The organism is Kitasatospora sp. NPDC056184, from assembly GCF_042268405.1.
In the GTDB taxonomy this organism is placed as follows: Bacteria; Actinomycetota; Actinomycetes; order Streptomycetales; family Streptomycetaceae; genus Kitasatospora.
On record NZ_JBHJUI010000027.1, the window covers coordinates 45,179 to 57,004 of the forward strand.

Annotated in this window: 10 protein-coding genes; 3 read left to right on the forward strand and 7 right to left on the reverse strand. The window is 70.2% G+C overall.

Annotated elements, in window-relative coordinates; translation table 11 throughout:
• The first annotated feature begins 140 nt into the window (after nucleotides 1-140).
• Entirely contained in the window at nucleotides 141-1,022 is an 882-nt protein-coding gene (locus ACFC0B_RS34530) for a M4 family metallopeptidase (protein ID WP_376095161.1), read from the forward strand.
• 276 nt (nucleotides 1,023-1,298) lie between these two features.
• Here the strand turns inward: ACFC0B_RS34530 and ACFC0B_RS34535 are convergent, their stop codons facing one another.
• The 5 genes from ACFC0B_RS34535 to ACFC0B_RS34555 all read right to left on the reverse strand — a co-directional run bounded on the left by ACFC0B_RS34535 (nucleotide 1,299) and on the right by ACFC0B_RS34555 (nucleotide 7,007).
• Nucleotides 1,299-3,206 carry a CocE/NonD family hydrolase gene (locus tag ACFC0B_RS34535; protein WP_376095164.1) on the reverse strand — a complete coding sequence of 636 codons (1,908 nt, stop codon included), beginning with the start codon at nucleotides 3,204-3,206 and terminating at the stop codon, nucleotides 1,299-1,301.
• A 1,237-nt stretch (nucleotides 3,207-4,443) separates the two neighbouring features.
• Nucleotides 4,444-5,430, reverse strand: a complete 987-nt coding sequence (locus ACFC0B_RS34540) for a prenyltransferase/squalene oxidase repeat-containing protein (RefSeq protein WP_376095167.1) — start codon at nucleotides 5,428-5,430, stop codon at nucleotides 4,444-4,446.
• The gene (locus ACFC0B_RS34545; protein WP_376095170.1) at nucleotides 5,423-6,154 is read right to left on the reverse strand and encodes a hypothetical protein; all 732 of its coding nucleotides are present in this window, start codon (nucleotides 6,152-6,154) and stop codon (nucleotides 5,423-5,425) included. Before ACFC0B_RS34545 ends, ACFC0B_RS34540 begins: the two co-directional genes overlap by 8 nt.
• A 5-nt stretch (nucleotides 6,155-6,159) precedes the next feature.
• Entirely contained in the window at nucleotides 6,160-6,744 is a 585-nt protein-coding gene (locus ACFC0B_RS34550; protein ID WP_376095173.1) for a hypothetical protein, read from the reverse strand.
• The gene (locus tag ACFC0B_RS34555; protein ID WP_376095176.1) at nucleotides 6,738-7,007 is read right to left on the reverse strand and encodes a hypothetical protein; all 270 of its coding nucleotides are present in this window, start codon (nucleotides 7,005-7,007) and stop codon (nucleotides 6,738-6,740) included. The genes ACFC0B_RS34550 and ACFC0B_RS34555 overlap by 7 nt, the downstream gene beginning before the upstream one ends.
• A gap of 524 nt (nucleotides 7,008-7,531) precedes the next feature.
• On the opposite strand from ACFC0B_RS34555, the gene ACFC0B_RS34560 reads away from it, so the two are divergent.
• The gene (locus ACFC0B_RS34560) at nucleotides 7,532-8,575 is read left to right on the forward strand and encodes an ISAs1 family transposase (protein ID WP_376095179.1); all 1,044 of its coding nucleotides are present in this window, start codon (nucleotides 7,532-7,534) and stop codon (nucleotides 8,573-8,575) included.
• Nucleotides 8,576-8,665: 90 nt separating this feature from the next.
• Complete coding sequence (locus ACFC0B_RS34565; protein ID WP_376095182.1) at nucleotides 8,666-9,748, forward strand: RICIN domain-containing protein; 1,083 nt, start codon at nucleotides 8,666-8,668, stop codon at nucleotides 9,746-9,748.
• On the opposite strand, the gene ACFC0B_RS34570 is transcribed toward ACFC0B_RS34565, so the two are convergent.
• Nucleotides 9,649-10,200: a transposase family protein gene (locus tag ACFC0B_RS34570; RefSeq protein WP_376095185.1), complete on the reverse strand. Its 552-nt coding sequence runs from the start codon at nucleotides 10,198-10,200 to the stop codon at nucleotides 9,649-9,651. The two genes, ACFC0B_RS34565 and ACFC0B_RS34570, sit on opposite strands and share 100 nt — an antisense overlap.
• A gap of 304 nt (nucleotides 10,201-10,504) precedes the next feature.
• Nucleotides 10,505-11,080, reverse strand: coding sequence for a hypothetical protein (locus tag ACFC0B_RS34575; RefSeq protein WP_376095188.1), 576 nt, complete (start codon nucleotides 11,078-11,080; stop codon nucleotides 10,505-10,507).
• Nucleotides 11,081-11,826 lie beyond the last annotated feature (746 nt).

Consider the following 11,826-nt stretch of genomic DNA (forward strand, 5'->3'; position numbering starts at 1 on the left):
CGGATCGGACGGACGGCTCGGGTCGGACCCCGTCGATCAGGGCAGTCAACTGCTGGCGTTTATCACGAATACTCAGGCGACACGGCTCGGAACGGCTGAAAGCGCGACAGCCGGGTTAGCCGGTGCCCACACTGGACCGCATGGATGCAGAAGACACCCCCGTGCCCCGCCGTGAGATCTACGACGCCCGGAACAAGGACAGCCTGCCGGGCACCCTGGTGCGCTCCGAGGGCGAGGACGCGGGCACGGACGAGCTGGTCGACGGCGTCTACGACGCGCTCGGCACCACCTTCGACTTCTTCCTCACCGCGTACGGCCGCAACTCCCTGGACGGCCAGGGCGGAACGCTGCGGGCGACCGTCCACTACCGCGAGAAGTTCATGAACGTGTTCTGGGAGGACGGGCGGCTGGTTCTCGGCGACGGCGACGGCGAGATCTTCCAACTGCGCCCGCGCGACCTCCTCGACGTCGTCGCGGCCGACGTGAGCAGGCAGATCCTGAACCCGCAGCTCGGGTACTTCCACCAGTCGGGGGCGCTCTCCGAGTCCGTCTGCGACGTCTTCGCCTCCCTCGTCAAGCAGTACGCGCTCGGTCAGAGCACCGACCAGGCGGACTGGCTCCTCGGCGCAGGGATGCTTTCCCCCAGCCTCAAGGCCAAGGCGCTGCGCTCGCTGGCCGCGCCCGGCACCGCCTACGACGACACCCGGCTGGGCAAGGACCTCCAGCCCGCCCATATGGACCGCTACGTCGAGTTGCCTCTCCACCGGGACAACGGCGGGGTACACATCAACTCGGGCATCCCCAACCGCGCCTTCCACCTCGTGGCCACCGCCATCGGCGGCAACGCCTGGGAGAGGGCCGGACGGATCTGGTACGACGCCGCCACCGGCGGCAAGCTCTCCGCCGAGGCCACCTTCGCCGACTTCGCCGAACTGACCGCGACCGTCGCCGAAGACCTCTACGGCACCGGGAAGGAACTGGACGCCGTCAACAGCGCATGGAAGACCGTCGGGGTGCGCTGACCCCTTCCCCGCCAACAGATCGTTTCGGCAGGACCCACCGATGGCCTCGCCCCCCTCACCGGGGCGAGGCCACCACGCTCTCCGGCGGAGACATCCGAGCGGGACGGAACTTCAACACACTGAACTGGACAGGGAACATCCCCGGGCGCCGCCGGCCGCCGTGGCGGATCTCCCCCGGGCGGCACCGGCGCACGTCGCGGTGGTAGCCGGGCAGCGCCATCGGTTCCCGCGGCGCCCGCTCGGCGTCGCCCGGCGGGGGCGGGCGTCCGGCCGGGGTCAGCCGACCACCGGCAGGTCCAGCGTCGAGGCCCGCCCGCCACCGTGGCCGATCAGGTAGGCGGCCCGCCCGTCGGCCGGGAGCAGTTCGAAGGAGTCGGGGTTGGCGGCGGCGACGCTGAGCCGGATCCGGTCGCCCGCGCGGAACAGCGCCGAGACCGGTTGGAGGTCGATCACCACGCGCTGGGCGCGGCCCTGCGGGAAGGGCGCGGAGTCGGCGGCGGCGTAGGTCCGGGGCGTGCGCAGCCGGCGCCAGTCGGGGTTGTCGTCCCGGTCGGCCACGGCCCGTTCGGTGAGGGCGAGTTGGCCCTCGGTGAGGTAGGTGACGCGGCCGTCCGGGGCGACGTGCTCCAGGTAGACGTGCAGCGCGCCCCGGTCGGATCCGGCCAGACCGGTGACGTCGAGGGTGACCTTGCCGTTGCCGGTGACCCGGGTGTCCTCGGTCAGCGGGGCCGTGGTGTAGCTGAGCAGTTTGGCGTCCACGGCGGCGCGGTCGGGGTAGCTGACCTGATCGCCGGCGAGGTTGGTGTTCCAGCGGTCGAACTCCCCGGTGCCGGCGGTCGGGTCGAGGACCAGCCGGTCGGTGCCGGCGCGGTCCGGACGGCGGCGGTCGAGGGTGTGGTCCTGGCCGAGGTGGAGCCGGCGGGTGCGGGTACCGGCCACCGGCCAGCGGTCGGTGGTACGCCAGGTGCCCTCGTTGAAGGTGTAGTAGTGCACCCGGCGGCGGCCGTCCGGGCGGGCTCCGTCACGCACGTAGTGGTCGAAGAAGGCGACGACGCGCCGGTCGTTCTCCTCCCGTTCGGCGGCGGTGAACGGGCGGGCCGGGCGGAACGGGTCGGCGAACCAGGTGGCGCTGTGGTTCCAGGGGCCGATCCAGTCGTCCTGGGTGTTGGACAGGGCACTGAACTGGGAGAGCACGCCGTTGGCGGTACCCGCGTCGAGCCAGCCCGCCATGGTGAACACCGGCACGCCGCCCGCCTCGATGGCCTCGGTGCGTTCGGCGATGCTGCCGGTCTTCCAGGCCTTGAGCCCGTCCCGGTAGTCGCGGTGGGTACCGGCGCGCGCCATCTCGGTCTGGTTGACGTTGTCGACGTGCTCGGCCCGGGCGGCGGCCAGCAGCGCGGGGCCGTCCACGCCGTCCACCGGACGGGGGGTGACGCCGCGCAGTCCGATGAGGTCGCAGAGCTTGCGGGTCTCCTCGTCGGTCTCGCACGTGGTGCCGCCGGTCCCGTCGAGGATGCGCAGCAGCGCCGCGTACGGGCCGAGCCGGGGTTCGATGAGCACGCCACCGGGGCGCGCCAGGTCTTCGTAGACGTCGAAGTCGTAGGAGATCGGCGCGACGGCGGCGATGTGGTGGTTGCCGAGGGAGGCCGCGAGCATGGCGGTGTCCCCGCCGTAGGAATCGCCGGTGGTGCCGACCCGGCCGTTGGACCAGGGCTGAGCCGCGATCCAGTCGCTGAGCGGACCCGCGTCGGCGGCGGCCTCGTCGCTGGGCTCGGAGGTCAGGGTGCCGAAGGAGGCACCGGTGCCGCGCAGGTCGGCGGTGACGTAGGCGTAGCCGCGGGCGGTCCAGCGGCGGGCGGCTTCGGTGATGTCGCCGCTGTGGCCGGCCTGCGCCCGGGCGCGCCAGTAGCGCTGCACGGACAGGACGGTGGGCAGGTCGGCGCCGGGAGCGGTGCCGGCGGGGAGGTAGACGTCGACGGCGATGCGGACGCCGTCGGGCATGGCGATGTAGCGCGACTGGAGTTGGGGGTCGGCGGCGTCCTGCGGCGCGGCGGCCGCGGCGGGGCCGGGGACGGCGGCGAGGGTGAGTGCGGCGGTGGCCGCGAGCACGGCGGCGAGCCGGCGGCGGGCGGCCGCGGGCGTGCCGGTGGCACGGCTGGTCCGGTGTGCGGTACGGCGGTTCATCCGATGGCCTGGCCTCTCCTGGTGCGACGGAGTTTCCTGGCTCGTCCCCTGCTTCTCGATGGGATCACGGGCGGGCGGCGGGCCGCCATGGTCACCGCCCCCGGAAGAACCCTGAGGGACCGCGGGGTGGCTCAGGGTTCTCCCTGAGCCGTTCACCCCGATTCCGGATCCGGCCGGGCGGCGGAGCCCTCCGGACCGTCGGATCGGCGCCACGGGCGCGGGACCACGGAAGCCGGACCACGGGGACCGGGCCACGGGGGCCGGATGGCGGGAGCCGGATGGCGGGAGCCGGATGGCCGTCGGTGGTGAAGTCGCCGAGGAGGCCGGCCGCGTTCGACACGCAGAGGAGTGGCGGCGCCACGTCGCCGCCGACCGAGCCCTGGTCGCCGAGCAGCAGCAGAGCGACCGGGCGCGGAGAGAAACCGCCCTCAAACTCGCCCGCACACCGTTCCGACCGCAGCACCCGGCCCGTTCTGACCGTCTACGCCGACTACGTCGGGGAGGACCCGGAACTGTTCCTGGCCTGCCGCCGGGGCGCCGTCATCAGCGACTGGCACGCCGTCGAGGAGAGCCGGTCGTTCTTCCGGTCCTCGGCCGGCCTACGGGTGCGGGCCGAAGAGCAGCACCGTGACATCGCACCGCCCCGGCCGCCGTACTCGGGGCGGTCGGCCGTGTCCGGACGCCCAGGTCGTGAAGAACAAGGCGGACTCCGCCACCTACCAGTTCCCCGGCAACTGCTTCGGCTACGTCAAGGTGCTCTACGACAGCAACTGGAGCGGGGCCTCGGACACCGTTCCGGCCTGCGGCAACATCAACTTGGTGAAGCGAACGACAACGCCTCGTTCCTCGTCATCGGCTGACCCCAGAAGGACCTGCCGGGCCGTCCGAAAGCCGAGGACGCCATCCAGCACACCCTGATCCAGCAGAACACCACCGCGTTCGACAACGTCCTGGCCGAACGCCGCCGCATGCTCAACGAAGCAGACACCGTCCTCACAGCGACCTCACCGGGACAGGAAATTCTTCGGCACACTCCGGAGGAGCGAGAGCCATTTTCCGCCCCATTGACCGCAAGATTTCCTGTCCCGCAGGCTCGGAGGCGCAGCACCAGCCAGACCGGGCCCCTCGCCGCACGACCAGGCGATCCGGTCGTGTCCGGCAGCCTTCCGCGCCTCGGGGGAACGTCGACCCGCTCACGGCCCTTGCCGTTGGTCGGCAGGTGCCGGCGGCAGTGCTGCTACCCCATGACAGGAACGACGTGGGCCAGGCGCGTGCGTGCTTCGTGCAACGTGCGGACCACGGCGGCAGTGGTCACCGGTCCGCTGTCGCGCAGCAGCACGTCATCGCCCGCTGCCGCGCCGGGTGCCAGCATCTCGGCGTCGGCGGGGGCGTGCAGCCCGGAGAGCCAGGCAAGCGAGTGCACTGTGGCGTCGTGTTCGGCCAGGTCGGCTCCGGTCAGCAGCAGGGTCCGGAGCGCGAACGCGGTGGAGAAGGCGTTGTCGATGGCGCCGTCGTCGTTGGCCCAGCCGCCGCCGGGTCGGTGCCGCGACCTCAACGCTTGCTCAACTCGGGTGAGCTCTGCGGGTGTTGTCCCGTCGACTCGGGACAGGGCGGACACCGCGAGGTGGGTCGCGTAACCGAACCCGGCCCACCAGTACGAGGCCCACAGCCCGCCCGCGCACTGTCGGGCCAGGAAGTCCCGTGCGGCACGCAGCCGGCCCGGGTCGGCCGTACCGGTCTCGGCCAGCGCCATCACCGCGGACGAGGTCACCGAGACCTCCGGCTCGAACCAGGCCGGCTGATCCGACGGGGTGAGCAGGGTTCTCGCGGTCTGACCGTAGGTGGCGAACCCTCCGTTGCCATCCTGATGGGACAGGAGGAACGCCGCGGCCCGTGCTACGAGCTGACCATGCAGACGCACACCGGCGGCGGACGCGGCCAGCAACACCCAGGCCGTTGAGTCGCAATCGGCCGGCACGTCCTCGCGATAGCCCCAGCCGCCGCTGGTCCGCGGCCTGGCGACAACGGCCGATATCGCCCGCGCGGCCAGCGCCCGGCCCTCAGGGATCGGGCCGAGCTGTGCGGCGATGAAGGCGGTGATGCACTCGGTGGAGCCGGCCGTCACGCCGGGGACGGCGAAGTCACGCCACACCGCCTGCCGGCCGAGGCAGCCGCCCAGGTAGTCGACACCGGCTGCGATCGCACGGTCGAGGAGGCTAGCCACGGGCCCCGACCTGGGTCACGATCTCCGAGAGTTCCCCTGCCGTGTCGTGCAGTTGTGAGGCGAGGGCTCGCCGGAGGAGGTGCGGGCGGAGCCGTACGGCAGCAGCCCGGGAGCCGCGCAACAGTGGTTCGACAACAGCCAGTGGTTCAACGGCAGTTGCGTCCGACCACATGTTCCAGTGCTCGCGGTTGTGATCGTCGTCCCGGTCGTGCCAATCGTCGACGAGTTGCAGCAGCGAGTACACCAGCACGATCGCGGTCATGGCGGCCCGGAAGTCCGGATGCCGATCGCCGACCTCGGCCGCGATCGACCGGGTGCCGACACCCAGAAGGATCGTCCACGGCTGGCACTTGGCGCTGAACCGCGCCTCGAACGCCGCAGGCCCGCCGATGTGGCAGCCTTCGTAGGCAGCAGCGACGGCGCGGAAGGTCTCGCTGTCGCCGCGCTCACCGACGCGGGCACCGATCGGGCGGGCCCGCTCGAACATCAGGTGGCGAATGGCGCACCCGCTCAGGAAGTCCGCGGTGTCGCGGTGTACCGCGGCGGCCGAGGACCCGAGGTAGCCGCCGACCAGGATCGGCACGCACCAGTACGTCGGGTGTTGCCGGGGATCGAGCACCGCGCTCTCGTCCGGGGTGAGAGCGAGTCGCCGGGACACTGATCGTTGCATCGCTGTCCAGTTGATCCCGTAGGTCGTCTCGCCGCACTCGACGAACGCCGTCACGAGACTCATGAGACAGTGGGGGCCCGCGATTGCAGGTCGTCGTAGATCGCATCGGTCGTGGCGGTCGCGTACGACGGGGAACGGCACACGAAGACGCTCTCGACGTCAACGCCTGTCAATGCCCCGACCATCTCGCGGCCCTCGATGCCATGGATCCGGGGCAGCAGCGGCTGCCGGCCGGTGACGACCGCAGAGGAGAAGACCCGTGCCGCCACCGTGCGTCGGGCGGCCGGGAACGCCCAGATGTATCGCTCGATCAACCCGTCGCCGAGCAAGGTCTCGAACACGGATGCGCTACAGGGCGGTGACTTCGGTGGATCTCCGTGGAGAAACTCGACTCGGCAATCCATGTGAAAGTCGAAGTTGATCAGAAACTCGACCGGGCGGGGCACCAGGTCGACGAGGTCGACATGCTCATTCCGGAAGACAATGGGCGCACCCGCCGCCTCGTTCGCGAGCCACGATTTCAGGGGCGGCAGCAGGATCTGCTCCGGCGGGTCGCTGAAGAAGTCTGCGTCGATGGAGACGATTCCGGTGCGTCCACGGACCCATTGCGCCAGGTCCGCCACGGGCTCGGGCTTGATCACCATCGGGTCAGCGGCGGCTCGGTGGACCCACCGGTTCCACCGTCACTGGTCCCGCCGTCAGTGGTGCCACCGTCACTGGTCCCGCCGTCGGGCGATTCGGCCGCAAGCTGCTGCAGAACCCGTTGGTTCTCCGCCGAGTTCAGCGTCGCGGCCAGGGACGTCACGTCGAGGTTCTCACCATCGGCAAGACCCTCCCGCAACAATCGTCGCTGGTCCTCGCTCAGCGAATAAGCCAGTTCGCGAAGTTTGTCCGCGTCCATCGCCATCGTCGACTCCCTAAGGTCTGATTCAGAGGTCTGATGAAAGGAGCGAGTGGGGTTTCGAATTCTCCTTTCCGCCGTCGCGCTCACTGGTGAGCTTGTCGCAGTGATCGTCGGGTCGCAACTCGGACCGACGCGCTCCGTGAGCTGCTCGCCGAACGCGTCGCATTCTCCTTTGCGCGGGCCGGAAACCGATTCGCCCGCTGGGAGGCCGACAGGGGCATTGCACGTTCGAGATCGGTCCGGTTCGCCGGTCTTGTGATGTGATGTCATGTATCGTTCTGGGGATGGTTGTTCCCCGGAACGCAGTGCAGGCACGGTGCCGGTGATCATGTGGTTGTCGAGACCCATGAGAACCGAGCGAGACCGTGCCTGCCCGAACATCATCGCCCATGCCCGCCGGGCTGGGACACCTGACCCTCCAGGATCGCGCTGTCACCCGACAGGATGCCGCTGACCTGCGGTGCTTCCTGATCTGGGTGCCCGACCCACGCAGTCGGCGGGGGCGGCGGTATCCGATGCTCCCCCTGTTGTGCGCGGCAGCTTCGGCCGTGCTGGCCGGTGCCCGTTCCCTCATCGCGATCGGGGAGTGGATGACGGACGCCCCGCAGTCGGCCCTGGAGGTCCTCGACTTCCCGGCCGAGCCGCTCACCGGTGTCCATCCCGTCCCTCACCCGGCGACCGTCCGGCGCCTGCTCCAGCGGCTGGACGGCGACGCTCCGGACGCTGCCATCGGAGCATTCCTACAGGCCAGAGGAGTACACCCGAGCGAGTCCGAGCGATCGGCGAAGCCGGTGCCGCGGGCGATCGCGGTCGACGGCAAGACGGTCCGCGGCTCGCGCACCGTCACGAGCACCGCGATCCAGCTGCTGGCCGCAATGGACCACCACGGCGTGGTCCTGGCCCAGCGGCAGGTCGCCTCCAGAAGCAACGAGATCCCCGCCTTCGCCCCGCTGCTGGACAGCATCGACCTGAGCGACACCGTGATCACCGGCGATGCCCTGCACACCCAGCACGCCCACGGCACGTACCTCCGCGAGCACGGCGCCCACTACCTGGCCATCGTGAAAAAGAACCACCCCGGGCTGTATGCCCAGGTCAAAACGCTGCCCTGGGCGGACATCCCGCTGGACCACCGCACCCGCGACCGGGCCCACCACCGCGACGAGATCCGCCGACTCAAGACCGCCGCCTTCCACCACCTCGACTATCCCGGCGCCCGCCAGGCGATCCAGATCGTCCGATGGCGCCGCGACCGCTCGACCGGGAAGCTCACCATCGAACGGGTCTACCTGATCACTAGCCTGGACACCTACGACGCCACCGCCGTCCAGCTCGCCACCTGGATCAGGGGCCACTGGGGCATCGAGAACCTCCTGCACCACGTCCGAGACCGGAGCTTCCGCGAGGACGACTCCAAAGTCCGCACCGGCCACCTGCCCCGCACCATGGCCGGCCTGCGCAACCTCGCCATCGGCATCTTCCGCCAGAACGGCCACACCAACATCGCCGCTGCCCTCCGCCACACCGGCCGCGACCACACCCGACCCCTGCGAATCCTCGGCCTCACGTGATCAATCCGGACAGACCGCAACCATGCAATGCCCCTGGGATACATACGGCGTTCCCTCAGCGGCCATTCATGATCCCTAAGCTCACGCCTCGTGAAGAACGTGAAGAGGGCGATCGTGTTGCTCGCCTTGATAATGAGCTACTTCCCGCTGACCCCGACGGCGTTCGCGGCGGCCAAGTCGCCCGCGCAGGTAGCCGAGGACTGCGCCGACCCGAGGCCCACGCAGGCCGGGGACATCATCTACTGGGACCCCGAGTGCTACCTCACCTTCAAAAGCAGCAAGCAAGTATGGGGCGAGGCCACCATGCCCGACAAGCTCGGCAGTGGGAAGAGCCCCATCGCCTACGGCTGCACCAGTAGCGGCAGCGTGAGCGTCGCCGGAACCAAGAGCTCCTCCACCAGCTTCTCCTTCGGCCTCGACATCGGTGGGAAGAAGAAGTTCGGTGACTGGGAGGCCTCCGTCGGGCCCAAGCTCGGTTGGAGCTGGACCTGGAGCACCAGCGACACCCACACGCACACCGCCACGGTCCCCCTGGGCAGCGTCGGCTGGATCGAGGTCAGGGAGCCGCTGATCGAGGCGGTCGTCGACATCGATGCCCGCTACGACGGCAACAAGAACGAGCTCGTCAAGAACGCGGTCGTCCGGGTGCCGGACACCAGCCGGTCCTTCGCCTGGTTGTATCAGAGCCGCAAGATGACCGACACGGAGCTGAGGGACATCTGCGGGCAGGACCCGCCGACCACCAAGACCTACGACATGTGGTCGGCCGGCGGCAAGGGTCCCTACAAGAACCTGCTGAGCGGCAAGTGCCTGGCCACCGGCCCCACCGTCCCCAACGGCGGGCTCGTGGTGCAGCGTACCTGCGACGGCGGGGCCGCGCAGAAATGGAACGCCGTCAAGGCGAGCAACGGCTATTTCACCATTCGCAACAACAACGGCTACTGCCTCACAGTCCCCTACAACAACGGCACCCCGCCCGGCCAGAACACCCAGCTCATGTGGTGGGGCTGCGAGACCCGCTGGGACTCGGGCAACCAGCTCTGGTCGGTCAACCCGACCAAGATCAGCGGTACCTACACCTTCACCAACCAGTGGACGGGGCTCTGTCTCGCGCCGCACTCCAGTGAGATGACCAAGAACGGCGGCCGGGTGACCATCCGCAAGTGCGTGTAGCGGGATCGGTTGACCCCTCCTATGGAGTCCTCTGCGGAGTGGAGAAGACTCCGTAGGAGGGGCCCTATGGACTCTTCTGCAGGAGCAAACCGGACTCCAGTGGAGTGGAGTCCGCAAGCGTCCAGAGCGTCGCCGTCCAGCCGCTGGAGCAGGCGCCGGACGGTCGCCGGGTGAGGGACGGGATGGACACCGGTGAGCGGCTCGGCCGGGAAGTCGAGGACCTCCAAGGCCGACTGCGGGGCGTCCGTTCTCCACTCCCCGATCGCGATGAGGGAACGGGCACCGGCCAGCACGGCCGAAGCTGCCGCGCACAACAGGGGGAGCATCGGATACCGCCGCCCCCGCCGACTGCGTGGGTCGGGCACCCAGATCAGGAAGCACCGCAGGTCAGCGGCATCCTGTCGGGTGACAGCGCGATTCTGGAGGGTCAGGTGTCCCAGCCCGGCGGGCATGGGCGATGATGTTCGGGCAGGCACGGTCTCGCTCGGTTCTCATGGGTCTCGACAACCACATGATCACCGGCACCGTGCCTGCACTGCGTTCCGGGGAACAACCATCCCCAGAACGATACATGACATCACATCACAAGACCGGCGAACCGGACCGATCTCGAACATGCAATGCCCCTGGGGAGGCCGACGGCACCGTGGGCCAAGCCGCCGGAGGACCTCCAGGACTGTCGGCGACGCGGTGGGCCAGGTCGAGTGAACGTCGCCGTCGACGGCCGGGGCATCGCCGTCACGGCGGGCGGCTGCTTCAGGAACGGGGGCCGTCGCAGCGACGGCCGGCCGCGGCGAGGGCGCTTCGCCGGATGATCCCGACGCCCGGGCGGATCAGGAGCCAGTAGGCGGCGAACCGCCGTCTGGCGCGGGCGTCGGTCCCCTGGATCCGCGTCTCGGTCACCAGCCGCGAACCGGTGCCGTGCGCGAACACCTCGTGGGAGATCACGGCCTTCGCATAGCCGGGCTCGCTGAAGGCCAGGAAGCCCGCGCCGTCGCGCAGCGGCGCCGGCTCCCGCGGGACCGGACTCCAGAACCGTGCGACGCGGCCCAGCACCAGGGCGCGGCCGGGTTCTTCGACCAGCGTCACCCAGCGGTCGCCCCTGCGGAACAGGTCGGCCAGCGGCACGGACCGGTCGAGGAGGTCGGGCCCCTTGCCGCGCAGCCGGGAGGGCAGGGTCCGCAGCGCCAGCAGCATTCTCGGGAGCGGGAGGTCCGCCAGCGTCACCGCGTTCAGCGCCGCCCAGACCTCCTGCGGCGGTGCCGCGAGGGTGACGCCGTGGACCGTGCGGTGGCCGTAGGCGGGCAGGAACTGGTCGAGCGTCTTGTCCATCGGGGGCCGCCTTCCTGGATCCGGGGTCGAGTGCGGGGGGGTCGGCGGCGCCCCGGCACCACCGACCCCAGGACCGGCCCGGGGGAACGGCGCGGCCGCCACCAGTGTGTCCGCCCGGCACCTCCGACGGCCAGCCCCCGGGGGACGAACGCCGCTACCTCCGAAGGGGGTTGACAGCAGGCGCCGATGCATCGCCGAATGCGTCGCCCAGTACGCCAACCAGCTGGGAGAGGAACACCAAGGCGCGAACTTCGACACCGGTCTTCTACACCCCCGCCGTCGAGGAGAACAGGAACAACCCCGCGTACTGGTCCACGAGGCTGTACGACCCCGGCCGGGGCCGCGAACTCGCCCCGGCCCTCTCCCTCAAGGGCTCCCTGATGATGCACGCCCTGCGGCGCACCGTCGGGGACAACGCGGCGGGCACACCGAACAAGACGGCCCGGAGCAGGCACATCCGCAGGACCAGGACCGGAGCGGGTCGCCAGATGCTGCCCGCCGACGGCACGGCCGGAGGGGTGAGGGCCCTGGGACCGGGGGCCGGTCGTACACCGCCCCCCGGTCACCACCAGGTGCGCGCCCGTGCCCGCATCCGACGGAACGGGCACGGGCGCGCCGGTGTCCTGCTACACCCGGGTGGGGACGTACGAACCGGTGAGGGGCATCGGCGGCCGGGTCGATGACGATGGTGTGGTGCGGCAGGTTCGGCGAGCCCGGGGTGGAGGCCGGGACCGGCCACGTCGTTG